The 26,288-nt window shown below is 59.9% G+C and carries 25 protein-coding genes; 18 read left to right on the top strand and 7 right to left on the bottom strand.

The genetic code is table 11. The features are described from left to right. The first annotated feature begins 84 nt into the window (after positions 1-84). Together IE087_RS08160 and IE087_RS08155 are read left to right on the top strand one after the other, a co-directional pair. Complete coding sequence (locus tag IE087_RS08160) at positions 85-570, top strand: GNAT family N-acetyltransferase (RefSeq protein WP_189368816.1); 486 nt, start codon at positions 85-87, stop codon at positions 568-570. Positions 571-601: 31 nt separating this feature from the next. Further along, complete coding sequence (locus IE087_RS08155; RefSeq protein ID WP_189368815.1) at positions 602-1,360, top strand: EcsC family protein; 759 nt, start codon at positions 602-604, stop codon at positions 1,358-1,360. Here the strand turns inward: IE087_RS08155 and modC are convergent. The 3 genes from modC to modA are packed head-to-tail and all read right to left on the bottom strand — an operon-like array spanning position 1,353 to position 3,837. Then, on the bottom strand, positions 1,353-2,420 hold the full coding sequence (gene modC, locus IE087_RS08150; protein WP_189368814.1) for a molybdenum ABC transporter ATP-binding protein: 1,068 nt from the start codon (positions 2,418-2,420) through the stop codon (positions 1,353-1,355). The genes IE087_RS08155 and modC overlap by 8 nt on opposite strands. Then, positions 2,417-3,109 carry a molybdate ABC transporter permease subunit gene (modB, locus tag IE087_RS08145; protein ID WP_189368813.1) on the bottom strand — a complete coding sequence of 231 codons (693 nt, stop codon included), beginning with the start codon at positions 3,107-3,109 and terminating at the stop codon, positions 2,417-2,419. Before modB ends, modC begins: the two co-directional genes overlap by 4 nt. Next, positions 3,106-3,837: a molybdate ABC transporter substrate-binding protein gene (gene modA / locus IE087_RS08140; RefSeq protein ID WP_189368812.1), complete on the bottom strand. Its 732-nt coding sequence runs from the start codon at positions 3,835-3,837 to the stop codon at positions 3,106-3,108. The genes modB and modA overlap by 4 nt, the downstream gene beginning before the upstream one ends. 188 nt (positions 3,838-4,025) lie before the next feature. On the opposite strand from modA, the gene IE087_RS08135 reads away from it, so the two are divergent. The 5 genes from IE087_RS08135 to ptsP all read left to right on the top strand — a co-directional run bounded on the left by IE087_RS08135 (position 4,026) and on the right by ptsP (position 9,585). After that, entirely contained in the window at positions 4,026-4,487 is a 462-nt protein-coding gene (locus IE087_RS08135; RefSeq protein ID WP_189368811.1) for an NUDIX hydrolase, read from the top strand. 55 nt (positions 4,488-4,542) lie between these two features. Beyond that, a complete protein-coding gene (locus tag IE087_RS08130) occupies positions 4,543-4,983 on the top strand; it encodes a DUF1178 family protein (RefSeq protein ID WP_189368810.1) in 441 nt (146 codons plus the stop codon). A gap of 5 nt (positions 4,984-4,988) precedes the next feature. Then, positions 4,989-5,630, top strand: a complete 642-nt coding sequence (locus tag IE087_RS08125) for an SDR family NAD(P)-dependent oxidoreductase (RefSeq protein ID WP_189368809.1) — start codon at positions 4,989-4,991, stop codon at positions 5,628-5,630. A 194-nt stretch (positions 5,631-5,824) separates the two neighbouring features. Further along, positions 5,825-7,063 carry an aspartate kinase gene (locus tag IE087_RS08120; protein WP_189368808.1) on the top strand — a complete coding sequence of 413 codons (1,239 nt, stop codon included), beginning with the start codon at positions 5,825-5,827 and terminating at the stop codon, positions 7,061-7,063. A gap of 284 nt (positions 7,064-7,347) precedes the next feature. Further along, a complete protein-coding gene (gene ptsP, locus IE087_RS08115) occupies positions 7,348-9,585 on the top strand; it encodes a phosphoenolpyruvate--protein phosphotransferase (protein ID WP_189368807.1) in 2,238 nt (745 codons plus the stop codon). Between the two features lie 290 nt (positions 9,586-9,875). On the opposite strand, the gene IE087_RS08110 is transcribed toward ptsP, so the two are convergent. Together IE087_RS08110 and IE087_RS08105 are read right to left on the bottom strand one after the other, a co-directional pair. Continuing rightward, complete coding sequence (locus tag IE087_RS08110) at positions 9,876-10,937, bottom strand: ABC transporter ATP-binding protein (protein WP_189368806.1); 1,062 nt, start codon at positions 10,935-10,937, stop codon at positions 9,876-9,878. Between the two features lie 12 nt (positions 10,938-10,949). Further along, positions 10,950-11,738: an IclR family transcriptional regulator gene (locus IE087_RS08105; protein ID WP_189368805.1), complete on the bottom strand. Its 789-nt coding sequence runs from the start codon at positions 11,736-11,738 to the stop codon at positions 10,950-10,952. Between the two features lie 203 nt (positions 11,739-11,941). Here IE087_RS08105 and IE087_RS08100 point away from each other — a divergent pair, with 203 nt between their 5' ends. The 11 genes from IE087_RS08100 to arsJ all read left to right on the top strand — a co-directional run bounded on the left by IE087_RS08100 (position 11,942) and on the right by arsJ (position 24,582). Further along, entirely contained in the window at positions 11,942-13,174 is a 1,233-nt protein-coding gene (locus IE087_RS08100) for an ABC transporter substrate-binding protein (protein ID WP_189368804.1), read from the top strand. Positions 13,175-13,314: 140 nt separating this feature from the next. Beyond that, positions 13,315-14,310, top strand: coding sequence for a carbohydrate ABC transporter permease (locus tag IE087_RS08095; protein WP_189368803.1), 996 nt, complete (start codon positions 13,315-13,317; stop codon positions 14,308-14,310). A gap of 1 nt (position 14,311) precedes the next feature. Further along, entirely contained in the window at positions 14,312-15,160 is an 849-nt protein-coding gene (locus tag IE087_RS08090) for a carbohydrate ABC transporter permease (RefSeq protein ID WP_189368802.1), read from the top strand. Next, the gene (locus IE087_RS08085; protein ID WP_189368801.1) at positions 15,157-17,241 is read left to right on the top strand and encodes an alpha-galactosidase; all 2,085 of its coding nucleotides are present in this window, start codon (positions 15,157-15,159) and stop codon (positions 17,239-17,241) included. The genes IE087_RS08090 and IE087_RS08085 overlap by 4 nt, the downstream gene beginning before the upstream one ends. A 23-nt stretch (positions 17,242-17,264) precedes the next feature. Further along, a complete protein-coding gene (locus IE087_RS08080; protein WP_189368800.1) occupies positions 17,265-18,035 on the top strand; it encodes an SDR family NAD(P)-dependent oxidoreductase in 771 nt (256 codons plus the stop codon). Beyond that, entirely contained in the window at positions 18,035-18,925 is an 891-nt protein-coding gene (locus IE087_RS08075; protein WP_189368799.1) for a 2-dehydro-3-deoxygalactonokinase, read from the top strand. Before IE087_RS08080 ends, IE087_RS08075 begins: the two co-directional genes overlap by 1 nt. Then, complete coding sequence (locus tag IE087_RS08070) at positions 18,922-19,524, top strand: 2-dehydro-3-deoxy-6-phosphogalactonate aldolase (RefSeq protein WP_189368798.1); 603 nt, start codon at positions 18,922-18,924, stop codon at positions 19,522-19,524. The genes IE087_RS08075 and IE087_RS08070 overlap by 4 nt, the downstream gene beginning before the upstream one ends. Beyond that, positions 19,524-20,357: an SMP-30/gluconolactonase/LRE family protein gene (locus tag IE087_RS08065; RefSeq protein WP_189368797.1), complete on the top strand. Its 834-nt coding sequence runs from the start codon at positions 19,524-19,526 to the stop codon at positions 20,355-20,357. The genes IE087_RS08070 and IE087_RS08065 overlap by 1 nt, the downstream gene beginning before the upstream one ends. Further along, positions 20,354-22,270 carry a beta-galactosidase gene (locus IE087_RS08060; protein ID WP_189368796.1) on the top strand — a complete coding sequence of 639 codons (1,917 nt, stop codon included), beginning with the start codon at positions 20,354-20,356 and terminating at the stop codon, positions 22,268-22,270. Before IE087_RS08065 ends, IE087_RS08060 begins: the two co-directional genes overlap by 4 nt. 60 nt (positions 22,271-22,330) lie before the next feature. After that, positions 22,331-23,323, top strand: coding sequence for an ArsJ-associated glyceraldehyde-3-phosphate dehydrogenase (locus IE087_RS08055; protein ID WP_189368795.1), 993 nt, complete (start codon positions 22,331-22,333; stop codon positions 23,321-23,323). After that, the gene (gene arsJ, locus IE087_RS08050) at positions 23,320-24,582 is read left to right on the top strand and encodes an organoarsenical effux MFS transporter ArsJ (RefSeq protein ID WP_189368794.1); all 1,263 of its coding nucleotides are present in this window, start codon (positions 23,320-23,322) and stop codon (positions 24,580-24,582) included. The genes IE087_RS08055 and arsJ overlap by 4 nt, the downstream gene beginning before the upstream one ends. Here the strand turns inward: arsJ and IE087_RS08045 are convergent. Together IE087_RS08045 and ltnD are read right to left on the bottom strand one after the other, a co-directional pair. Next, entirely contained in the window at positions 24,551-25,297 is a 747-nt protein-coding gene (locus IE087_RS08045; RefSeq protein ID WP_189368793.1) for a hydroxypyruvate isomerase family protein, read from the bottom strand. The genes arsJ and IE087_RS08045 overlap by 32 nt on opposite strands. After that, a complete protein-coding gene (gene ltnD / locus IE087_RS08040) occupies positions 25,294-26,193 on the bottom strand; it encodes an L-threonate dehydrogenase (protein ID WP_189368792.1) in 900 nt (299 codons plus the stop codon). Before ltnD ends, IE087_RS08045 begins: the two co-directional genes overlap by 4 nt. Between the last annotated feature and the right edge of the window lie 95 nt (positions 26,194-26,288).

Here is a 26,288-nt window from a genome sequence, read left to right as displayed (position 1 = left end):
CTCCGTTTCGTGCGTTTGCGCAAGGGTTACCTGCATGCTAGGGCGGGTTCCAGCCCATAAGACCCCGGACCAAACGCACCGCCCATGTATCATCTGAGCACAGAGACGCCCGAAGATCGGTGGGAGGTCGAGGCCCTGTATGACCTGTGTTTTGCGCCGGGGCGGGAGGCGTTGTCATCCTACAGATTGCGCGATGATGTGCCCCCGGTGGTGGGGCTTAGCCATGTGGCGCGGGATGTTGATGGCATCCTTGCCGGCGCAATCCGGTATTGGCCTGTGCAGATTGCGGCTCAGACGGCGCTGTTGCTGGGGCCGGTGGCGGTTCACCCCACCCGGCAGGGGGAGGGGCTTGGAGGCGAATTGATAGAAACCTCGCTGATGCAGGCGGTGCAGTCCGGCTGGGACCGGGTGATGCTGGTGGGGGATGCGCCGTACTACAGCCGTTTCGGGTTCCAGAAGCTGCCGGGTGTCATCATGCCGCCGCCCACCAACCCTGAACGTGTACTGGGCCGTGATCTGACTGCCGGCGCGTGGGATGGCTTACGCGGCGACGTTGTGCGCTTTGGTTGATAACGCGCCTGTGTCATCCCATGTTGAAAGGATGAACGAAATTATCCTTGTTCCCAAACCCTTGGACACTGATGCCGAGCTTGACCGGCTGGCCCGCCGCTACAAGGGCGCAGGCGGTCTTGGCATTCAGGTTCTCAACACGCTGGGCACGCAGGCCGATGGGCTGCTCAGCCGATTGCCGGGACCGGTCCGCGATCAATTGGACGGCGCGACCCGTGCCGCCTTGGTCCAGGCGCTGGGCGCAGCCAGCAAGTCGCGTGGCGTGGTGCCGGATCAGGCTGAGTGGCTGAATGCCACCGTCAGTGCCGCCATGGGGGCGGCCGGTGGGTTCGGCGGTCTGCCTACGGCATTGGCCGAACTGCCCGTGACCACAACGCTGCTGCTGCGCGTGATTGAAGGTGTGGCCGTAGAGCACGGATTTGACCCTGCCATGGACTCGGTGCGCTTTGACTGTGTTCAGGTCTTTGCCGCCGCCGGTCCGTTGGAGCATGACGACGGCGCGGACATCGCATTCCTGTCGGCCCGAATGGCGCTGAGCGGCGCAGCCATGCAAGCGTTGATTGCCCGCGTGGCCCCGCGTTTGGCCGTGGTGATGGGGCAGAAGCTGGCGGCACAGACCATCCCTGTCTTGGGCGCTGTCGCGGGTGCTGCCACGAACTACGCCTACACCAGCTACTACACCGACATGGCCCATGTGCATTTCGGCCTGCGCCGTCTCGCGGTCGAGGCAGATCAGCCACACGAGGACATGGTCGAGCGATTGCGGAGCGAAGTGTTGGCGCTCAAGTAGCGCCGCCTGAGATCGCGGATTGCGCAACTGAAGTTGCCTTGATCACTGCGAACACAGATTGCCCTTCGCGCAGACCCATGGTCTGCACCGCACGCGCAGTTACGCGCGCAAGCAATGCATCACCGCCCGCATCCAATGCGATGGCTGCGCCCGGACCGTCGCCCGCACGAATGCCGGTGATGGTGACGGGCAGGATGTTTTGCGCACTCAAGCCTTCGGGCTGTGAGAGAGATAGCAGCACATCCTGCGCCAGAACACGCAGGCGTACCATTGATCCAACGGAGGCCTGTACCCCCATCAACTGCACGCTGCCCGCGGCCAGTTCAAGGGTGCTCAACCCATCCTCACCATGGGCCGCCACCCGGGCGCGCAAGACGGCACCGGCCTCGCGCACGCCCAGCAGCGGCACAGCCGCCGGGTCTGCCATCACGTCAAAGATTGGTCCTTGTCGCGCCACCCTCCCTCCGGCCAGCAGGACCATGTGATCGGCCAAGCGGGCAACTTCGTCCACCGCATGGCTGACATAAAGGATCGGCACACCCGTCTCGGCCTTGAGCCGGTCGAGATAGGGCAGGATTTCGGCCTTGCGGGGACCATCCAGGGCTGCGAGCGGCTCGTCCATCAACAAAAGGCGCGGGTTCGATAGAAGCGCGCGCCCAAGGGCCACGCGCTGCTTTTCCCCGCCTGACAGCGTCGCGGGTCGGCGATCCAGCAAAGCGCCAATTCCGAGCATTTCGATGATCCGGGGGCGGTCCGACGCCCGCGCCCCGTGACGGCTGGCGTAGTCCAGATTGTCGGCCACACTCATGTGCGGGAACAAGCGCGCGTCCTGAAACACGTATCCCACACGGCGCTTGTGCACGGGCAAAGTGTCAAAGCGCAGCCCATCAAGGGTGATCTGCGCATGATCGGGGCGCAACAGGCCTGCAACGGCATTCACGATGGTGGTCTTGCCCGCACCCGAGCGACCAAACAGGGCGGTCACGCCCGGTCCGGCCTCGAACGCGACATCCAGCGCGAAATCACCAAAGCGGTGACGGAGGGCGACGGACAGTGTCATGTACCCGCGATCCTGCGTGCAACTCTGCGGGCCAGCCATTCCGAAAGCGCCACGGCCCCCAGCGCGATGATACAGGCCCAGAGGACCAGCCGGATCGCTGCATCCTCTCCACCTGGGACCTGCAACAGGGCATAGATGGCCGACGGCAGGGTCTGGGTTTCTCCGGGGATGTTGGCGACAAAGGTGATGGTGGCCCCGAACTCACCCATCGCCTTGGCAAAGCCCATGACTGCTCCAGCCAGCACACCCGGCAGGATTAGGGGCAGAGTGATGGACCCAAACACGGCCCACCCGGGGGCGCCAAGAGTGCGTGCCGCATCCTCGATCTTGGGATCAACAGCCTCAATGGCAAGGCGAATGGCACGGACCATCAGGGGAAAGCCCATGACCATGGCCGCCAGCGCCGCACCGGTCCACCGGAACGCCAGAACAAGGCCAAACGTCTCTTCGAGAAAACGCCCCGCGGGGCCATTGCGGCCAAACGACAGAAGCAGAAGGTAGCCCGTGACCACGGGGGGCAGCACCAGAGGTAGGTGGACCAATGCATTTAGCACCGATTTGCCCCAGAAATCCCGCCTTGCCAGCAGCCAAGCGATCCAAATGGCCAAAGGCAGCGCCAGTAGCGTGGCGGTCAAACCAACCAGCAGCGACAAGCGCAAGGCGGTCCATCCGGCTTCGTCCAGCATCATGGCAGGCGGAACCCTGCAGCCACAAAACGATCAAGATGGGCGGCGATATGATCCAAAAACGCTTCCCCCTCGGGCGTCAGAGCGAGGCCGGGATACAGGATAGGTGGGTGTGCATCCGCGGGCACTTCAAACACGACAGACACCGCGTCGCTTGCCACCGCATCCGAGGCATAGACAATGCCCAGCGGTGTTTCCCCGCGTGCAACAAGGGCGAGGGCGGCGCGGACATTCTCTGTTTCCGCAAGGTGAGGGCGCAGTGTGTCCCACGCACCTTTTTCCGCGAGCCAAGCCTGTGTGTAGATGCCTGCCGGTACGGACATGTGCTGCCCCATGGCCAGCCGTCCGCCCGCAAGGCGCGCAAGGATTGTGTGTGGGGTGGCATCAGGCAGGACAGGTGCGTTTGGCGAGCCAATGATCACCAAGGTGTTCGACAGCAGCATCTGGCCCGTGTCTGGAGTGTGACCATTTGCCACCAGCCAATCGGCCCACGCCGCGTTGGCGAGGAGTACGACATCTGCAGGCGCGCCCTGAGCAAGCTGGCGCGCCATGGCACCGCTGCCGCCGTAACTGATAGATACCTGTCCATTCCACGCCTCGGCCACCCGGTCCAATGGTCCCTGCAGCGAGGCCGCTGCAAAGACCCTGAGCGGCTCAGCTGTGCCAACGGACGCTGACAGCCAGGCAGCACAGGCGAGGGACAAGCCCTTGATCCATCGTGGAGTTTTCATCGGGTGAAACTATTGGACAAGGCGGGCCTCCGCTCAAGTCCAAAAGAGGTATGGATCATAAACGGTACCTGGCCATGTTTAACATTTTTTTCACGTGACGGCGGGCAGTTAACCGCCAAAACTGGTGTTTCTCAGCCGATTCCAGTATAAATGCAGGAATAACGGAGGGCAGGGCAGTGACGGCCCCGATGATCAAGCAGCTTCCCCTTTCACTGGGACGTGTCAAGAAGGCAGATGTGCGCACGCAATTCGCGGCGCTCTGTTATCGTATCAAAAACAACAAGGTGCAGGTCCTTCTTGTGACCTCGCGCCGCACGCGGCGCTGGATCATTCCAAAGGGCTGGCCGATGGATGGTCTTACACCCGCTGACAGCGCTGCGCAGGAAGCTTGGGAAGAGGCGGGTGTGGCAGGCCGCGCCGATCAGCGCCCGCTTGGGATGTTCTCCTACAGCAAGCATATTGGGGACGATGATGGGCTGCCCGTTGCGGCCATGGTGTATGCGCTGAAGGTCAAATCCTTAAGCAAAGACTATCCGGAGGCGGCAGAACGCAAACGCAAGTGGGTAAGCCGAAAAAAGGCCGCGAAAATGGTGGATTCGCCGGAATTGTCGCGGATTTTGCGGGACTTTGACCCCAGGTTTATGGCCTAGTATTTGTCCTTAAACCCTTTGATGGCGCCGCTGGGTCGCATATGTGTAAAGCAAGATGATCAAATATACACTCAAATGTGCCGCAGGGCACAGCTTTGAAAGCTGGTTTGCTAATGCCGAGGCCTTTGATGGCCTCAAGGCGGCGGGTCACGTGTCATGTGCCCTGTGCGGCAGCGTGGATGTGGACAAGGCCATCATGGCACCTCGTGTCAGCACAGCGCGTGCGACGGAACAAGCGCCTGCAAATGATGACACTGGGCTGAGCGAACCGTCATCGGACGTGGAGACAGCCCTTGCCCAGATGCGCGAGGCCGTCGAGAAGAACGCCACCTATGTCGGGGGGAATTTCGCTTCCGAAGCGCTGGCACAGCACCTCGGCGAGCAACCGGATCGTCCGATCTGGGGTGAAGCCAACCGGGAACAGGCCAAGCAACTGATTGAAGATGGCGTGCCGGTTGCGCCGCTCCCATTTGTTCCATCACGCAAAGCGAACTGAGTTTCATGCATATTCTGATTACAGGGGCCACCCGTGGCATCGGGGCAGGGTTGGCCGAGGCGTACCGCGCACAAGGCCATGAAGTGACTGGCACTGGCCGGTCTTCCGGGGCAGAAGTGACACTGGATGTCACGCAACCTTCGGATCATCGCGCCATGGCTGCGCAACTTGAGGGGCAGCCCATAGATCTGCTGGTTTGCAACGCAGGCGTCTACCTGGACAAGGGCAATGATCTTGACAGTGGCTATGCCCCCGATCTGTGGGCACAGAGCTTTGCGGCCAATGTCACGGGCGTGTTTCTGACCATACAGACCCTTTTGCCCAACCTGCGCGCTGCACCCGCACCACGTATCGCGATCATTTCATCTCAGATGGCCTCGCATACGCGTGCGCCGGGCGGCAGCTATATCTACCGTGCATCCAAAGCCGCCGTGTTGAACCTGGGTCGCAACCTTGCCTCGGAGCTGACAGGAGAGATTGCCGTTGGCATCTATCATCCCGGATGGGTCCAAACGGATATGGGCGGCAGCAGCGCTGACATCACCGTGGACGAGGCTGTGGCGGGTTTGATGGCGCGATTTGCAGCCCTGAATCACAAGACGACGGGCTGTTTTGAAACTTGGGATGGGCGCGCGCACGCGTACTAAGCCTGCTGTTTCCACCCGTTTTGAACAGGACGCGCTGACGCGCGGCACTATTTTTGGGATGAGGGGCGCTGCCCCTCAAACTCCCCGTGGTATTTTCGGTCAGAAGAAGGTGAAACCAGGCCTGTGACCGGGGCGTCCTTGCAACTCCGCATCTTGGCGGATAAAGGCAGGCGGACGGAAATTTGGGGCCTTTCATGCCTGTTCTCGTGATGAAATTTGGTGGCACATCTGTGGCCACGCTGGACCGTATTCGCCGCGCAGCCAAACGTGTGGGCGTCGAGGTGGCAAAGGGCTACGATGTCATCGTCATAGTGTCCGCCATGTCGGGCAAAACCAATGAGTTGGTGGGCTGGGTGAATGAAACGTCACCTCTGTTCGATGCCCGCGAATACGACGCCGTTGTGTCGTCAGGCGAGAACGTGACCGCGGGTCTGATGGCGCTGACCTTGCAGGAAATGGACGTGCCTGCACGCAGCTGGCAGGGTTGGCAGGTGCCGCTGAAAACCAATTCCGCGCATTCCAGCGCCCGGATCGAAGAAATCCCCACCAACAACATCAACGCCAAGTTTGGCGAAGGGATGCGCGTGGCCGTTGTTGCGGGCTTTCAGGGCATCAGCCCCGAAGGTCGGATCACCACGCTGGGCCGGGGCGGATCAGATACGACCGCCGTCGCCTTTGCCGCCGCGTTCGAGGCTGACCGTTGTGACATCTACACCGATGTCGACGGCGTCTATACCACCGACCCACGCGTCAGCCCCAAGGCGCGCAAACTGGACAAGATCGCATTTGAAGAGATGCTGGAACTGGCCTCTCTCGGTGCAAAGGTGCTGCAAACGCGCTCGGTTGAGCTGGCAATGCGCTACAAGGTCAAGTTGCGTGTGCTGAGCAGTTTCGAAGAACAATCCGACGAGGCCGGGACGCTGGTCTGCGACGAGGAGGATATCATGGAAAGCAATGTCGTGGCCGGTGTGGCCTTTTCCCGGGACGAGGCAAAGATGACGCTGGTGTCAGTTGCCGACCGTCCCGGCATCGCGGCGACCATCTTCTCGGCACTCAGCGATGCGGGCGTGAACGTGGACATGATCGTCCAGAACATCTCGGAAGAGGGGCGGACGGACATGACCTTCTCGTGCCCCACGGACCAGGTGGCACGCGCCGAAAAGGCGATGGCTGACGCCAAGGGTGAAGGGATCATCAATTTCCATGAACTGATCGCAGACACCGATGTCGCCAAGATCAGTGTCGTGGGCATCGGCATGCGCAGCCACACTGGCGTTGCGGCCAAGATGTTCCAATGCCTGAGCGCAGAGGGCATCAACATCAAAGTCATCACCACGTCCGAGATCAAGATCAGCGTTCTGATCGACCGCAAGTATATGGAATTGGCCGTACAGGCCCTGCATGACGCGTTCGAGTTGGACAAAGCCGCCTGAGGTTTTTCGGAATACGCTGCTCTGAGCGCTGCATGGGCGGGACCGAAGCAACGGGGTTTTGGGGTTTTTCCGGCGACAGCCAGGCTGAATTGCCATGTGCCGCTTCTCTGCGCATCCACTGATAGATCAACCGGATCGCTGGAAACTTATCGTATCTCAGTGGATCGCTGCACAAATTCTAGTTTTACGAGAGTGCTTGCGGTAACAAAGCCGCTTTGGCATTTCGCTTTGCTCGTCCCTGTGATCTAAGCTGATGTCGCAGGACGACGGGGGAAGGCGTGGCGATGGCCGAACGCTTCGAAACGGAAAGCCGCAAGCTGCTGGGCCGCTTGCGCGACGCCATGGCGGGGGATGACCCTGGTCAGGCGCGGCTGGACAAGATTACGCAGCTGATTGCGAACAGCATCGGGTGCGAGGTGTGTTCGATCTACCTGTTCCGCGATGAGGAAACGCTCGAACTGTGTGCAACCGAGGGGTTGAACCCGGATTCGGTGCACCAGACGCGGATGCGTTTGGGTGAAGGATTGGTGGGGCGTGTCGCTCGCCGCCGTCAGGTCGTGAACACCGCTGATGCGCCAAGCGCGCGAGGGTTCCGCTATATGCCCGAAACCGGGGAAGAGGTGTTTTCCAGCTTCCTTGGTGTTCCGATCCAAAGATTGGGCGAGTCGCTTGGTGTTCTGGTGGTGCAATCCAAGCAGGCGCGCGAGTTCTCTGCTGATGAGGTCTATGCGCTTGAAGTTGTCGCGATGGTTCTGGCCGAAATGGCAGAGCTGGGTGCTTTTGTGGGCGAAGGTGCGGCGATGGGTGCGCGCCACTCGCAGCCCGTGATGCTGCGCGGCACGGTGGCTCAGGAAGGGGTGGCCGAAGGGCGCATCTGGCTGCATGAGCCCCGCGTTGTTGTCACCAACCCCATTGCCGACGATCCTCATCGTGAACTTGAGCGGCTGACCGAAGCGGTCGAGGAGTTGCGCGTGGGCGTCGACAAGATGCTGTCGCTGGCCGCAGACAAGGAACAGGCGCAGGTGCTGGAAGCCTATCGCATGTTTGCCAATTCCAAGGGCTGGATGCGGCGCATGCAGGAGGACATCAGCAATGGTCTGAGCGCAGAAGCAGCTGTCGAGAAGGAGCAATCGCTGGCCCGGGCACGTATGGGGCAGGCGACCGACAGCTATCTGCGGGAACGATTGAGCGATCTCGACGACCTGTCGAACCGCCTCCTGCGCATTCTGACCGGGCAGGGGGCGGATACGGGGGCCGAGATGCCCGCCGATCCGATCCTTGTTGCGCGCAATATTGGTCCAGCCGAACTGTTGGACTACGGACGCAATCTGCGGGGTATTATCCTCGAGGCCGGGTCTGTTGGCAGCCATGCCGCGATCGTTGCACGCGCGCTTGCAATTCCTCTGATTGTGCATGTGGACCGGGCGACACTTGAAGCGTTGAATGGTGATCACGTGATGGTGGATGGTGAGCAGGGGATCGTCCACCTGCGCCCGGATGATACGGTCGTGACAGCCTTCCGCGACAAGATGGCAATGCAGGCCAAGGCGGTGGAGCGCTACGCCTCAATCCGAGACAAACCAGCGGAAACCCTGTGTGGTTCAGTTGTGTCACTCCACATGAATGCCGGGCTAATGGCTGACCTGCCTTCGTTGGAGGGGTCCGGGGCCGAAGGTGTGGGCCTGTTCCGCACCGAATTGCAGTTTCTTGTGCGCAACCAGATGCCGAAACGGTCCGAGCTGTCTGCGCTGTACGCCCGTGTTCTGGATGCCGCGGGAGGCAAACCGGTGGTGTTCCGAACCCTCGATATTGGGTCGGACAAGGTGCTGCCTTACATGAAGCCGAATGACGAGCCCAACCCGGCGCTGGGCTGGCGCGCGATCCGTGTTGGCCTGGACAAGCCGGGTGTGATGCGGATGCAATTGCAAGCGCTGATACGCGCGGCAAATGGGCGTCCGTTGACGTTGATGTTTCCCTTTGTGGCGCAGTACGAAGAATACACCCGTGCCCGTGCGGAAGTGGACAAGGCCATGGAACGGGAGGCGCGGCTGGGTCACGTATTGCCTGAGGCCCTCAAGGTAGGAGCCATGCTGGAGACCCCAAGCCTCGCCTTTTCACCGCAGAAGTTCTTTGAAGAGGTTGGGTTCCTGTCCATCGGAGGCAACGACCTGAAGCAGTTTTTCTTTGCGGCCGACCGAGAGAATGAGCGGGTCAGGCGGCGCTATGATACGTTGAATGTATCGTTTCTGAGCTTCATTGAACGCATCGTCGAACGCTGCACCCAGACGAACACACCCCTGTCCTTTTGCGGCGAGGATGCAGGCCGCCCGGTCGAAGCGCTGTGCTTTGCAGCTATCGGTTTGCGCAGCCTGTCCATGCGCCCGGCGTCGATTGGGCCCGTTAAGTCCTTGTTAAGGCGGTCAAATCTTGATGAAGTGCGCAGAGTGATCGCTGACGCGCGCCACCGTGGTGATATGAGCGTCAGGCCCGCCATCATGAACTATTTGCGCGATCAAGGATGATCCCAGTATTCTGATTTTAATCAGAGGCTTACTGGATGAAGTTCGCAAAATGCCGAAAGTCGGCAGGTTATACACATGATCAACGCGATGCTATTGAGCGCTGTAAAAGACATTGTGATAAGGTGCGGTTGTGTTTCAAAAATTGTCTAATTCGCACATCAGATGGATTAAAACCCACTATATTGCCATAAATGCTGATGTTTACACAACTTTTGTGAAAAATATCCACAAAATGCAAACGGGCCGCCATTTGGTTAACAAATGGCGGCCCGTTTGTGCTTCACTCCAGCTTAGCGCAGACGCTGTTCCGATGTGGCGTCAAAGAACATCACGCGGTTGTCTTCAAAGCTAACGGTCACTTCGGTGCCTTCATCCATCGCCATGTCACCCCGGGACTCGACGATCAGACGTTCACCGGTGGGGGTGGTCAGATAATCATAGGCCACGCCACCCAAACGTTCGCGGATGTCTAGTTTGATCGGGGATGCACCCTGATCCAGGGCCATGTCCTGCGGACGCACGCCAACGGTCACTTCGGAACCCGCTGCGGGCAGGGATACGGATGTTGGAATCACGCGGTCAGCAAGACCCGGTACCCGCACACCGCCATCTTCCACCACGCCTTTGATGAAGTTCATCGCGGGTGAACCGATAAAACCAGCCACGAACTTGTTGTCCGGGTCCTGATAGAGGTGCATGGGGCTGCCGACCTGCTCGATATAGCCCGCGCGCAACACCACGATCTTGTCGGCCAGCGTCATCGCTTCGACCTGGTCGTGGGTCACGTAAATCATCGTGGTGCCCAGCTCTTTGTGCAGACGAGCAATCTCCACCCGCATGTCCACGCGCAACTCGGCATCCAGGTTCGACAGCGGCTCGTCAAACAGGAACACTTCGGGGCCGCGCACGATCGACCGGCCAATGGCAACCCGCTGCCGCTGACCACCCGACAAGGCGGCAGGCTTGCGTTTCAGATAATCGTCCAGCTTCAGAATCTTCGACGCCCCATCGACCTTCTTTTTGATGGTCTCCTTGTCGACGCCGTTCATCTTCAGGCCAAAGCCCATGTTTTCCTCGACCGTCATGTGCGGATAAAGCGCATAGGTCTGGAACACCATCGCCACGCCACGTTCGGCAGGGTCCATATGGGTCACATCGCGCGCGCCGATATTGATCTGGCCGTCGCTGGTTTCCTCCAAACCCGCGATCATGCGCAACAATGTGGACTTGCCGCAGCCCGATGGGCCGACAAAAACGCAGAATTCTCCATCCTCGATGGTCAGGTCTACACCATGGATGACCTGTGTGGCTCCGTACCTCTTGATGGCCTTTTGCAATGTCACACCGGTCATGGTGGTCCTCCCTTATTGACTTGGAAACTGCCAATTGGCAGCAGCACCCGCGATATCGCGCGCAGTGGATTGAAGATGCGGCGCAAGCTGGTCCAGATCGGCCAGGGATTTGCGCGCGGTGGATGTGGTGACGCTCAATGCGCCGATTGAGCGGCCTGCATCCGACAGAATCGGGGCGGCCACACATATGATGCCGGGCTCGTGCTCTTCTCGGTCATACGCAACGCCCTTGGCGCGAATCTCCTCCAATTCGGCGCAAAGCGATTCGCGATTGGTGTGCGTGTGCGCCGTATGCGCGAACCACGCTTGCTGAGACAGGGCAACGTCCAGCGCCTCCGGAGCGAGAAAAGCCATCATCGCCTTGCCAACACCCGTGCAATACCCTGGGCCTACCTTGCCCGCCTGGCTGAACATCTCAAGCGGTTCTGCCGCGTTGCGCTTGTCGACATACAGGACCTGACCGCCATCCATCTGTGCAAGGTGGACGGTCTCGCCGACCTGTGCGCTCAGCTGATCGATAAACGGGCGCGCAATCGGGGCCAAAGAACTTTGCCGCCAAGCCGCATGGGCCAAGCGGACAAGGCGCAAACCGGGCGCATAGGTCTGGCGATCGGTGTCGTAACGCAGCATGCCAAGCGCGGTCAGCGTCTGGACAAGACGGTACAATGTTGCCTTGGGATGGGGCGACAATGACAGCAGCTCGGAAAACCGCACAGGACGTTCCAACTGGGCCACAAGGTCCAGCACTTCCAACGCCTTGGCAATGGTTCCCTCCCCCGAACGGGGGGCTGCGTTATTCATCTGTCTCCTCCCAAGACACCGCGCATGAAACTTGTTGACCTGCGCGTCGTGTCCCCGCATAGTTCCAATAGTTGGAAACCGGTTTCACTATGTGGAACTTCCACAATGCGGGGGCCGGTGTCAAAGAAAATCTGAATTTCGTCGCCGACAGGAAGACTTCAGGCTTGGCGGCGAATCGTAATGGAACCAACGGGAGGAGAACCATGTTCCTTAATCTGAAAACCGCGGTTGCGGCCATTGCTCTGTCGGCTGTTGCCGGCACCGCATTCGCGCGCGACTTGGTCATCAACTTCGATGACCTGAACCCTGGCCCCAAAAAGGGCTTCGAAGATGCAGTTGAGCAGTTCAAAGCTGAAAACCCTGACATCAATGTGATCGTCAACATCAACGACCGCGAAGCGCACAAGACGGCGATCCGGAACTTCCTGACCGCTGACGCGCCTGACGTGACAAGCTGGTACCCAGGCAACCGCATGGCCCCCTTCGTCGATGCTGGCCTGTTCCAGCCCGTCGATGATGTGTGGGAAGAAAACGGTTTTGGTGAAGACCTTTCCGCGATCAAGGCCACGATGAGCCGCGATGGCAAAATCTGGGGTGTGCCTTATTCCTATTACCAGTGGGGCATCTACTACCGCAAAGACATCTTTGACCTGCTCGAGCTGGAAGAACCCCAGACATGGGACGAACTGCTGGCAGCTTGCGGCAAGATGAAAGAGAACGGCGTGACGCCTTTCACCATCGGCACCAAGTTCCTTTGGACCGCTGCGGGTGTGTTCGACTACATCAACCTGCGCACCAACGGCTATGACGTGCACAACGCACTGACGGCTGGCGAGATCAAGTACACCGATCCCCGCATTGTCGCGACGTTCGACAACTGGGAAACGCTGATCAACGAATGCGGCTTTGTGGACAACCACGCGTCGATGAGCTGGCAGGATGCCATCGCGCCTTTCGCCAACGGTGACGCGGCGATGTATGTGATGGGTAACTTCTCGGTCGATGGCTACAAGAACGCCGGTCTGACCGAAGAACAGATCGACTTCATGCCGTTCCCCACCATCGATGCGTCGGTCCCACCGGCCGAAGAGGCACCTGCGGATGCTTTCTTTATCCCGACCAACGCCAAGAACGTCGAAGATGCCAAGAAGTGGCTGGCCTTTGTGGCACGCCCTGATGTGCAGACCCAGTGGAACAAGACCATCGGTCAGCTGCCCATCAACTCCAAGGCGGACATCTCGGATGACAAGTTCATTCAGGAAGGCTTTGCCCTGCTGAACGGTGCCACCGGTCTGGCGCAGTTCTATGACCGTGACGCGCCAGCGGCTATGGCCAAGGCAGGCATGGAAGGCTTCCAGGAGTTCATGCTGGATCCGTCCAAGAAAGACGCGATCCTTGAGCGTCTCGATACGGTTCAGACCGAAGTCTACAAGTAAATCTCATGCGGGTGGGCAGCCATGCCCACCCCACACCCATCGTTGCCTTTTAACCTTCTGTAAACACAGACGAATCCCTGTGGTTTCAAAAGGTTATTCTTGTCCCCGCGGGGACAGGTGCCCCAGCTGAGGAGGTTGCCATGACACATGCTGTCTTGCCCGATACCGAAACCCGGTCCGAGCCGGGATGGCTCAGGCGCAACAAGCTGGCCATTGCACCATGGGTTTTCCTGATCCCCGCGTTGATCTTTTTCGCGATTTACGTCGTCATCCCGATCTTTGAATCACTGTGGCTGTCGCTCTATCAATGGAACGGCCTCTATGACGCCGAGGGCAACTCGACCGCCGTCTGGGTGGGCTTCGAGAACTACGTGAAGCTGTGGGACGACCCCAATTTCTGGACCTCACTGCGCAACAACATTGCCTGGCTGATCCTCTACATGTTGGCCGTACCCCTCGGGCTGTTCATTGCCCTGTTCCTGAACCAGACGGTGACAGGAATGCGGTTCTACAAGTCGATGTTCTTCTTCCCGTTCGTGATTTCGCAAGTGGTGGTTGGCCTGATCTTTGGCTGGTTCTACAACCCGGATTTCGGCGTGGTGGGGACCGTGTGGAAAGCGATGTTCTGCGAGGAAACAACTAATATTCTTGGCAACACAACCTTTGTCTGTGAGCGACCCGTGCCTGACATTCTGTCGAGCGAGCAATGGGCGACCTATGGCATCATTGCCGCCGGTCTATGGCCGCAGATTGCGTACTGCATGATCCTGTATCTCACCGGTTTGAACAACGTGGCTGCGGATCAGATTGAAGCGGCGCGTCTGGATGGGGCCAAGGGGTGGAAGATGCTGTGGTACGTGGTCGTGCCTCAGTTGAAACCGGCGACCTTCATCGCGGTGGTCGTAACTGTGATCGGCGCGCTGCGGTCGTTTGATATGATCGCGATCATGACCCAGGGCGGGCCGTTCGGATCCACCAACGTGCTGTCGCACTACATGTTTGAGGTGGCGATTTCCGAATACGGTGAACGGTACGGCTATGGTTCGTCCGTGGCGACAGTGCTGTTCGGTATCATGTTGTTCTTCATCAGCTATTTCCTGTGGCGCATGTACCAGGACGAGAAGGGAGGGCGCTAAGATGTTTCCACGTCCCATCGAAAAATCCGGCCCTACGGCCAAGGCAGCCTACCAGGCGTTTCTGCCCGTCGCACTCATCATGTGGCTTCTGCCGCTGCTGGCGATCTTTCTGACGTCGATCCGGTCAGCGGCGGACATCAACTCGGGCAACGTGTTTGGCTGGCCCAGCGAGTTTGCGCTGATTGCAAACTACACTGCTGTCTTCACCCAATCCGCAGCGGCGCAGTATATGATCAACTCGGTTCTGATCACCGTACCCACCGTTATCATTTCCGTAGCGCTTGCATGCCTTGCCGGCTACGCGCTGGCGATCTACCGATTCCGCGTTGCCCTGCCGCTGTTCTTCCTTTTCGTGGCGGGCAACTTTATTCCGTTCCAAATCCTGATGGTGCCGGTGCGGGACATGTCTGTCCAAACGGGCCTCTATGACACGATTGCGGGGCAGTTCCTGTTCCATGCGGCGTTCCAGACGGGCTTTTGCACGCTGTTCATGCGGAACTTCATCAAGGCCTTGCCCTTTGATCTGGTGGAGTCCGCGCGGATTGAGGGCGTCGCTGAATGGCGTATCTTCTGGTACGTCGTCCTGCCGCTTGTCCGTCCGGCCATCGCGGCGCTTGCCGTTCTGATCTTTACCTTTGTCTGGAACGACTTCTTCTGGGCGAATGTGTTGACCCAAGGTGAAAGTGCCAAGCCGATCACGGCGGGTGTGCGGGCGCTGAACGGGCAATTTGTGAACAATTGGCACCTGGTGTCGGCGGCGTCTTTGCTGGCGGCGATCCCACCGGTTGTCTGCTTCTTTCTCATGCAGCGGCACTTCATTGCCGGTCTGACTTTGGGGGCTGTTAAGTGATAAGATGTTGGCGCCTGGATGATGGGCGTCAGACTTTGGTCCTCGGCTCCGACAGGGGCCGACTGGCGGAGGTTGTCTATTGGGGACCGCGCCTGCCGGACGAAGAAGATCTGACGACGCTCTACGAGGCTTATACCCTTGATGTGACAGGTGGAATGCTGGATGCGAATCCCGAACTCAGCATTTGTCCGGAGGCGACGCGGTCCTTTCCCGGACAGCCCGGTCTGATCATCCGGCACGGGGATGGGACACCGTTTCTGCCGAAGTTCTGTCTTGAGCGGTCGGACCTAGCCGAGAACGTTCTGATTCTGACCTATATGGATGAGGATCGCGTGCTGACCTATCGTGCGCGCTTTGCCATTGATCCTGAAACGCACATGATTGAGGCGAGCGCAGAATTGGATGCGCTGGAACCAATGCATCTGCACTGGCTGTCAGCGCCGGTCTTTCCAGCACCGCAACTTGCCGACGAGATGATCGACTTTGCGGGTCGCTGGTGTGGCGAATTCCAGATGAACCGCACGCCATGGTCGCCGGGTATTCGGTATCGTGAGAACCGGACGGGGCGCACGGGGCATGAACATTTTCCGGGTCTGATCGTGCCGGTGCGCGGGGCTTCTAACGCGTCTGGCCATGCTTATGCCTTCCACTACGGATGGTCTGGCGGGCACCGTATGGTGGCCGAGGAATTGCCGGATGGACGGCGTCAGATTCAGTTTGGGCATGCGGCACGTGTTGAAGGGGCCGCGCAGAAGCATTTCGCGACGGGCAAGATTTATGCCGTGTTCTCTGATGACGGCTTGAACGGTTGTGCGGTCGCGTTCCAACGTCATCTGCGCGACCGGATTGTCACATTCCCGCGCCCGGATGCCCCGCGTCCCGTGCACTACAACTGCTGGGAAGCCGTCTATTTCGACCACAATCTGGATGAGTTGAAGGACATTGCCGAACGGGCCGCCAAGCTGGGCGCAGAACGCTTTGTGCTGGATGATGGTTGGTTCGGGAACCGGGATGACGACACGCAGGCCCTGTCGGATTGGGAAGTTGATCCGCGCAAGTATCCGCAAGGGCTGACCCCGCTGATTGATCACGTGAAATCGCTGGGCATGACATTCGGCATCTGGTTCGAGCCCGAGATGATCAACCAGAACTCTGACATCTTCCGTGCCCACCCCGACTGGGCGCTGGGAGGGGAGGACCAGATCATGGGGCGCCAGCAGATGGCGCTGAACATGGCGTTGCCCGCCGTGCAATCCTTCCTGTTTGCCCGGATGAGCGACATTCTGAGCAGCCACGACATCGAGTACATCAAGTGGGATCACAACCGCGTGCTGCCCATGCCTGATGCGGCGCAGACGCGGGGCTCCTATACCTTGCTCGATCGTCTACGGCGTGAGTTCCCGGATGTTGAGATTGAAAGCTGCGCTTCGGGCGGTGGTCGGATTGATTTCGGCATCATGGAGCGGACGCAGCGTGTATGGCTGAGCGATTCCAACGATGCCGTCGAGCGGCTGCGCATTCAGCACAATTCGTCGATTTTTCTGCCGATGGCGGTGACCGGAAGCCATGTGGGACCGCGCACCTGTCATACCTCTGGGCGCACGCTCGACATTCGTTTCCGCGCTTGGGTTGCGGCCCAGCGGCATATGGGGTTCGAGATGGACCCGCGTGAGTTGACGGATGACGAAACGCATGTGCTTACAGACGTGACAGGGTGGTGGAAGCAGAACCGGGACTGGATGTACGGCGCTGATATTCTGCGCCTCGATAGTGCCGATCCTGCCGTCTTTGCCGAGCAGCATTTGGAAGAAGGTGGCGGGCAGTTTGTCGTTTTTGCGGGCAAGGCGGCCACGTCGGATCAGATCGCGCCGCGTCCCTTGCGGCTGACCCGTTTGACCCCTGACGCAAAGTATCGTGTTGAGCTGATCAACCGCGCGGATGCCGATGCACTATCGCGCGGCCAGAATGCGCTTAAAACCGGGCCGTTCGTGGTGAGCGGGGCGTATCTGATGTATCATGGCCTAACGCTGCCATGGAGTTTCCCGGAACGGATGTGGGTGATCAAGGGCGACCTTGCCTGACCCTTTGAATTGAGAGTGATGCCATGAAAGAGACAGCCACATTTCACGATCTGAAAGGCGCGTCGGTGTTTATCACTGGTGGTGGCGCGGGCATTGGTGCGTCGCTGACCGATGGGTTCATGGAACAGGGGGCGCAGGTTGCCTTTGTCGGGCGGTCGGATGCCACTGAGTTCTGTGACGAGATGGAGGGCAAGCACGGCGTGCGCCCTCTGTTCATGCAGTGCGACATCACCGATACGGAGCTGCTGAAATCCTGCATTGCGCAGGCTGCAGAGGCCCATGGCCCGATCACCACGCTTGTCAACAACGCGGCCAATGACAAGCGGCACAGCACCATGGAGGTCGACAGCGACTTCTGGGACTGGATGATCGCCATCAACTTCAAAGCCTATTTCTTTGCCTGTCAGGCGGTGATCCCGGGCATGCAGGCGGCCGGTGGCGGGTCGATCATCAACTTTTCGTCCATCAGTTACATGATGGGGAATGCGGGCTATCCGATCTATACAGGGTCAAATAGCGGCATCAACGGGATGACCCGGTCGCTGGCGCGCGAGTTTGGCCCGGACAAGATCCGGGTGAATGCGCTGGCGCCGGGATGGGTCTTGACCCAGAAGCAGCTAGACAAGTGGGCCACACCCGAAGGTTTGGCGGCCCACATGGAACGTCAGTGCCTGAAAGAGCATCTGGAGCCGCGCGATATCGTGGGTGCGACGCTGTTTCTTGCATCGGACACGAGCCGCATGATGACCGGCCAGTCGATGGTGATCGATGGCGGTGTGGTGGTGACAGGCTGATGGGGCAAGTTGCGTGGATAGCAGTGGATTGGGGAACGTCGCATGTGCGCGCGTGGTTGATGCGCGGTGATGGGTCGGTTCTGGATCGACGGTCATCTGCGCAGGGGATGGGGACGCTCGACCGCGCTGGGTTTGAGCCTGCGTTGCGAGAATTGGTGAGTGACGTGTTGCCTGCGCCGGTTCTGGCCTGCGGCATGGTTGGGTCGCGGCAGGGATGGGCTGAGGCGCCGTATAGCGCCGTGCCCTGTGCGCCGCCTTCTGCTGCTCAGGCGGTGCGGGTCACGGAGACCGATCTGGATGTGCGTATCTTGCCGGGTGTGAAACAGGCCAAGCCTGCCGATGTGATGCGCGGGGAAGAGACGCAGATTGCCGGCTATCTGGCCACTTCACCGGGCTTTGACGGAGTCATCTGCCTGCCCGGCACCCACACCAAGTGGGTGCATGTGAGCGCGGGTGAGATCGTGAGTTTCCGCACGGCCATGACGGGAGAGATGTTTGGCCTTTTGTCCAAGCAGTCCGTGTTGCGCCATTCGATGGGCGATGGTTGGGATGCCGAGGCATTTGCGGCAGGCGTTGATCAATCCCTGTCCCGGCCCGAGGGGCTGGCGGCGGCGCTGTTTTCGCTGCGGGCCGAGGGTTTGCTGGATGATTTGGCAGGTGATGCGGCGCGGTCGCGTTTGTCTGGACTTTTGATCGGGGCCGAGTTGGCCTCCATGCGACCGTATTGGTTGGGCCAGCAAGTGGCGCTGATCGGGGCGGATCGCCTGTCTGATGCCTATGCCACGGCCCTTGCGGCCCAGGGCGTGCCGTGCCAGCAGGCCGACGCCGAAGACATGACACTGGCGGGACTGACCGCCGCATACACCCAAATATATGGAGAGGCCGCATGAGCCGTGAGATCATTGCCATCCTGCGGGGTGTCACCCCGGACGAGGCCCTTCCGATTGCTAATGCCTTGGTCAGGGCGGGGATCACGCGGATCGAAGTCCCGCTGAATTCGCCAAATGCCTTTGACAGCGTTGCTAAAATGCTGGAGGCGCACGGCGATCACGCGATGATCGGTGCGGGCACGGTTCTGGATGTGCAATCCGTTGAGCGCCTGCACCAGATGGGCGCGCATATGGTTGTCTCACCGGATGCCAATGCCAGCGTGATCGTGGCAACGAAGCAGGCGGGCATGATGTCTTTCCCCGGTGTGATGACGCCAACGGAGTGCTTTGCGGCGCTGCACGCAGGGGCTGACGGCCTGAAGCTTTTCCCGGCCTCGCTGCTTGGCCTTGAAGGGTTGAAGGCGATTGGCGCCGTGCTGCCCAAGGGGACCAAGACATATGCCGTGGGTGGTGTGGGGTCGGACAATTTCGCTGACTGGTTCGCCGCAGGGATCACCGGATTTGGTATCGGCTCGGCGCTGTTCAAACCCGGTATGTCGGCGGCTGACGTGGCCGCGCGCGCGGCGGATATGGTGGCGGCCTACGACGCGGGGGCGTAATGCAGGTCTTTGATGACACGGCGTGCGCCTTGGGCGAGGGACCAATGTGGCACCCCGAGCGGGGCGAGCTGTTTTGGTTCGACATCCTGGGCAAACGCATGTTTTCCAAAGGTGCGCAGCGTCGGGAATGGCAGTTCGACGAACATGTCTCGGCCTGTGGCTGGGTGGATCGTGACACGCTGTTGATGGCGTCTGCCTCAGGCCTGTGGCGCTTTGATGTTCCGACAGGAGACCGGGAACTGGTGACGGCGTTGGAAGCGGACAATCAGATCACGCGATCCAATGACGGACGGGCCGACCCGCAGGGTGGGTTCTGGATCGGGACCATGGGCCTGAATGCCGAAGCCTATGCCGGAGCGATCTATCGCTATTACAAGGGTGAGCTGCGCAAGCTGTTTGACCGCATCACCATCTCGAACGCGATCTGCTTTGCGCCTGATGGCACGCGCGCTTATTTCTGCGACACGTTTTCTAAGCAAATTCAATATATTGCGTTGGATTCAGATGGCTGGCCCGAGGGGGAGCCAGACACCTTCCTGGATCTGAAGGTCGAGGGACTGAATCCAGATGGTGCGGTCGTGGATGCGGATGGCAACCTTTGGAACGCGCAATGGGGGGCGAGCCGTGTGGCCTGCTACAGCCCGTCGGGTGCGTTCGTGAGGGCCATTGAGGCGCCCGCATCACAAACAAGTTGCCCGGCCTTTGGCGGGCCGGATGGCACCACGCTTTTCGTCACAACCGCGGCAGTCGGGCTGGACGAGGCAGAGGGAGGGAAAACCTTTTATGGACCCGCTGGCACGACAGGTCAGCGCGAGCATCGGGTGATCCTATGAAACGAACACTTGGGGTGTGTTATTACCCCGAACACTGGCCCGAAGCCCAATGGGCGGAGGACGCGCAGCGCATGGCCGATCTGGGCCTGACATGGGTGCGGATTGGCGAATTTGCTTGGAAGCGGATGGAGCCGCGCGAGGGTGAATATGATTGGGGATGGCTGGACCGCGCCATCGAGACGCTTGGCGCTGCAGGCCTGAAGGTGGTGCTGGGCACACCCACGGCCACGCCGCCGAAATGGGTCTGCAAGAAGCACCCGGACATGTTTGCGGTGGACGAACATGGCCATGTGCGTGGCTATGGCTCGCGCCGCCACTATTGTTTTTCGCATCAGGGATTTCTTGAGGAATGTCGCCGCATCGTGCGGGCCGTCGCAGAACGCTATGGCCGCAACCCGCATGTGGCTGCGTGGCAGACCGACAATGAGTATGGCTGCCACGATACGGTGATCAGTTATTCCGATGCGGCGCGAGATCGGTTCCGCAACTGGTTGCGTGGGCAGTTTCCAGGGCAGGGCAATGATGGCGACATCGACGCGCTGAACGCCGCGTGGGGCAATGTGTTCTGGTCGATGGACTATGATGATTTCGACGAAATCGACCTGCCGAACCTGACCGTGACCGAGCCGAATCCCGCCCATGTGCACGCCTTTCGCCGTTTTGCCAGCGAAGAGGTTGTTGCCTTCAACCGCGCTCAGGTCGAGATCATTCGCGCCCATTCTGACGCACCCATCGCGCACAACTACATGGGCCGCGTAACCGAGTTTGATCACTTCAAAGTCGGCGATGATCTGGATATCGCGTCTTGGGACAGTTATCCGCTTGGGTTCCTTGAGGACCGTGTCGGGGCAAATGCCGCGCATCAGCGGGCCTATGCGCGGCAGGGTGATCCGGATTTTCAGGCCTTTCACCACGATCTTTACCGCGCCGTTGGCAAGGGTCGCTGGTGGATCATGGAGCAGCAGCCCGGACCTGTGAACTGGGCGCCGTACAATCCGTCGCCTTTGCCGGGGATGGTGCGCTTGTGGACGTGGGAGGCTTTTGCCCATGGGGCAGAGGCCGTCTGTTACTTCCGTTGGCGGCAGGCACCTTTTGCTCAAGAGCAGATGCATGCAGGGCTGTTGCGCCCGGACTCGGTTGCCGCAGAGGCGTTTGGTGAAGCTGCGCAGGTTATGGAAGAGCTGGCAGATGCGCCCGATGTCGTGGCTGCGCAGGCACCGGTCGGCATCATCTTTGACTACGATGCTGATTGGGCGTGGTCGGTGCAGCCGCATGGTGTGGGCCTGAGTTACTTCGGGCTTGTGTTTGATTGGTACCGGGCTTGTCGCAAACTTGGTCTGTCGGTGGACATCCTGCCGCCTTCGGCTCGAGATTTTGCAGGCTATTCTGCGGTCATTGTTCCGGGCATGATGCATGTGCCATTTGAGTTAAAGGTCGCGCTGCAAGCCTCTGATACACAGGTTATTCTTGGACCACGCACTGGGGCGCGAGATCCTGATTTTAACATCCCGAACCCGTTGCCACCGGCCTGGCCCGGCAGCGATCTGGTTGTCAGCCGGGTGCAGTCGATGCGCCCCGACTTGCCTGTCGCACTTGAGGGCGACGGTCATGTTCATCTGTACTTCGAACAGGTTGAGGGGGGCAGCGAGGTTGTGATGCGCACTGAGGATGGCGCCCCGGTGGCTGTGCGTCTGGATGCCAAGACAACCTATGTCGCGGGATGGGGCGATGACACGGCCCATATGCGTTTGATCGAGGCGGTAGTGCCTGATCTGACCGTCAGACATATGCAAGAGGGCGTGCGCTGCCGTGACGCCGGGACCGAGCGGTTCTGGTTCAACTACACGGATCATCCGGTTGAGGTGGACGGGCATGAGCTGCCCGCCGCAGGGGTTTTGCGCCTCCCAAGGTGATCTTGTCATGGAACTGTCATATGCCGGTGACATAGCGCACGGCGGAAGATGGGGGATGACATGACTCGATACGCGGTGAACGGCTTGGGCCGGATTGGAAAACTGGCCCTCAAGCCGTTGCTGGAACGCGGCTGTGAGATTGCGTTTGTCAACGACGCGGTGGGTGATCCGGCGATGCATGCGCATTTGCTGGAGTTCGACACTGTCCATGGGCGTTGGGATGCCGAGTTTGCGACGGATGATGACAGCATCACGATTGATGGGACGCGGATCCCCGCGCTGTCTGTCCGCGCGATTGAAGAGCTGCCGCTGGACGGTGTGGACGTTGTGATTGATTGCACCGGTGTCTTCAAAACCGAGGCGAAGTTGGCCCCGTACTTTGAAGCGGGTGTGAAGAAGGTGGTTGTGTCTGCGCCCGTCAAGGACGGAGAGACGGCAAACATCGTCTATGGCGTCAACAATGATGTCTACGTCGGGCAACCCATCGTGACAGCCGCATCCTGTACAACCAATTGCTTAGCGCCTGTTGTTAAAGTGATACACGAAGGTTTGGGGGTCAAGCATGGGTCGATCACGACGATCCACGATGTGACCAACACGCAGACCATCGTGGACCGTCCGGCGAAGGATTTGCGGCGTGCGCGGTCGGCGCTGAATTCGCTGATTCCGACGACCACTGGCTCGGCCACGGCGATCACGCTGATCTATCCCGAGTTGACCGGCAAGCTGAACGGTCATGCGGTGCGGGTGCCGCTGCTGAATGCCTCCCTGACCGATTGCGTGTTCGAGGTTGAGCGGGAAACGACCGTGGAAGAAGTGAACGCGCTGTTCGAAGCGGCTGCGAACGGGCCGCTCAAGGGCATTCTTGGGTACGAGACGCGTCCCCTTGTTTCAACCGACTACACCAATGATCCGCGGTCGAGCATCGTGGATGCGCCAAGCACCATGGTGGTGAACGGGACGCAGGTGAAAGTTTATGCCTGGTACGACAACGAATGGGGCTATGCCCACCGGCTTGTTGACGTGGCGCAGATGGTGGGTGACAGCCTTTGACCCGACCGACGGGTTTCGCCGCGTATGTGGCTGTCACGGCCGCCTATTGGGCGTTTATGCTGACGGACGGTGCGTTGCGGATGTTGGTGCTGTTGCACTTCAACACGCTGGGCTTTTCGCCTGTGCAACTCGCCTATCTCTTTGTGCTGTACGAGATTGCCGGCGTGGTGACGAACCTGAGCGCGGGTTGGATTGCCGCGCGGTTCGGGCTGACATCAACCCTCTATGCCGGGCTTGGCTTGCAGGTGGTGGCGTTGCTGGCCTTGGCGCAGCTTGATCCAGCTTGGTCGGTTGCTGCTTCGGTTGTCTTCGTGATGGCGGTGCAGGGGTTATCTGGCGTGGCCAAGGATCTGGCCAAGATGTCGTCGAAATCTGCGGTGAAGCTGCTGGCGCCCGCCGAAGGCGATGGGCTGTTCCGCTGGGTCGCTTTGCTGACTGGGTCGAAGAACGCGGTGAAGGGCTTTGGCTTTCTTCTCGGGGCCGGGGCATTGGCGCTGTTTGGTTTTGTGCCAAGTGTATTGGGAATGGCGGCCATCTTGGCGCTGATCTTGATCGTGGTGCTGCTCCGCATGCCCGGAGGGCTGCCGGCGGGGCGCAAGGATGCGAAGTTCAAAGAAGTCTTTTCAAAGAACCGGCGTGTCAATTGGCTAAGCGCGGCGCGCGTGTTCCTGTTCGGCGCGCGGGACGTGTGGTTTGTCGTGGGCATCCCGATCTATTTCTATTCGGTCCTGAGCGATGGCAGCCCCGAAGGCCAGCGTGCCGCGTTCTTCATGATCGGCATCTTCATGGCGGTTTGGGTGATCCTTTACGGAGCAGTACAGGCCAAGGCGCCGACCATCCTGCGCAGCGCGCAGAGGAGCGAGGCCGATCTGGCGCACGCGGCGCGGTTTTGGGTCGGAACGCTCTTTTTCGTGCCTGCCATTTTGGCTGTGGCCGTCTGGTTCGTGGGAACACCAACGTATTGGCTGACGGCTTTTGTCGTGCTCGGGTTGCTGGTTTTCGGCGTGCTTTTTGCGCTCAATTCGTCGCTGCACTCGTATCTGATCCTTGCCTTTACCGATGCAAAGCGGGTCACGATGGATGTTGGGTTCTACTACATGGCCAATGCGGCGGGCCGGTTGATCGGCACCGTGTTGTCAGGGCTGACCTACCAGCTTGGCGGAGTGGCCCTGTGCCTTGCAACAGCGGCGGCGATGATCGTGTTGAGCTGGCTGTCGATTGGCCGGATCAACGATAATGCTGCATCCAGGCCAGCGTAGTATCTGTATCACCGACCGGTTTGTATTCCGCACCCAGCGGGCGCGGCCAATCTTGGAGCGCAGCAAAGATGGTGGCGTAGTCCAACTCTCCGTGATCCGGCGCGCCGCGGTCGGGGACCGAGGCGAATTGGATGTGCCCGATTAGATCGCCAAGGTCTGTGATGCGGGTCAGGATGTCGCCCTCGGTCCGGCCGACATGGTAGCAGTCGAACATGAGTTTGAGGTTGGGCGCATCGACTTGGGCGATGATCGCGCGAGCCTGATCCGTTGATTGCAGGAAATAGCCGGGCGCGTCGTGGCGATTGAGCGGTTCGATCAGGATTGTGCGCGGGGTTGCGGCGTAGGCATAGCGCAGGTTTTCGATGAATGTGGTGTGGGCTTCGGCACCGCTTGCAAAGCCACACATGACGTGGATCGCACCTGCGTCGACGATGTCGGCATAGGCAATCGCCTGATCAATGGCCGCGCGGGCGTCGTCCGTGCGACCGGGCAGAGCGGCAAGGCCGTTTTCGCCCCCAGCTACATCCCCGCGTGATGTGTTGAGGCCCAGCATCGGCAGGCCCGTTGCATCGAGTGCTGTACGTACGTCCTGCGCCGGAATATCGTAGGGCCAGTGGCATTCTACCGCATCGAAACCTGCAGCCTTGGCGGCATGGATGGCGTCGGGCAGGGGGCGGTCGTTCCACAGAAAGCCCAGATTGGCAGAGAACCTCATGCGTCCTCTCCGGGCAGCGTCAGCCTTGCGTTTCGGGCATAGACTTTGACCACGGCAGCGTCGTCTTCCCCACCAAGCCCCATGCCTGCGGCAGCGATGAATTGTTGCAGGGCGGCGGCGGTGATGGGGGCCGAGAAACTGGCGGATTTGGCGATGTCGAGGACAATGCCCAGATCCTTTGGCCAGATGTTCACCGATGAGTGGGGGGTGTAGTCCCCCGCTACAATGTGCGGGGCGCGGTTTTCCAACATCCAGCTGGAGCCTGCGCATTTCGAGATCACCTCGACAAACTGTTCGGGAGTAACCCCTTGGGTCATGCCAAATGTCAGCGCCTCGGCCATCGTGGCGATGTGGACGCCCGCCAGCAATTGGTTGACAGCTTTCATGGCCGAGCCGGGGCCTGCATGATCCCCCAGTTCAAAGACGGTTTCCGCAGTTGCCTCAAGGATGGGTTTCGCGGCTGTAAAGGCATCCGCTGTGCCAGATGCCATGATGGAAAGCGCACCTTGCGCGGCCTTCACAGACCCGCCCGAGATCGGTGCGTCGAGGTAGTGGATGTTGTGCGCGTTGCAGCGCGCTTCCATGTCTTTTGCGAAGTCGGGCGGGACTGTTGCGCACGCCATCACGACAGTACCAGGTTTCAAGTGCGGCACGATCCCGGCCTCTCTGAACAGGACCGCTTCGGTTTGGGCTGCGTTGAGGACAACCACAATGACGGCATCGAGCGTGTCCGCGATTTCGGTGAGTTCCCCAACAGCGCCGCCTTCTGCACGGAACCGTTCGACTTGTGCCGGGGCAATGTCGAAGCCGTGTGTGGTATGCCCGGCGGCAAGGCAGGATTGCGCAATGCCGTAGCCCATAGAGCCAAGGCCGATGACGGCGGTGGTGTGGGGCATATGCGTCTCCTGTCCTTCTGTTTGGTGCCATCATGGGCATAGCGGCCGGAAGGGCAAGAGAGAGTGACCCCCGGCGCGGACGCCGGGGGTTAAAG

Origin of the sequence: Tateyamaria omphalii, from assembly GCF_014651375.1 — a bacterium.
In the GTDB taxonomy this organism is placed as follows: domain Bacteria; phylum Pseudomonadota; class Alphaproteobacteria; order Rhodobacterales; family Rhodobacteraceae; genus Tateyamaria; species Tateyamaria omphalii.
The sequence above is the reverse complement of the archived record's forward strand: the minus strand, read 5'-3'. Positions and strand labels throughout refer to the sequence as shown.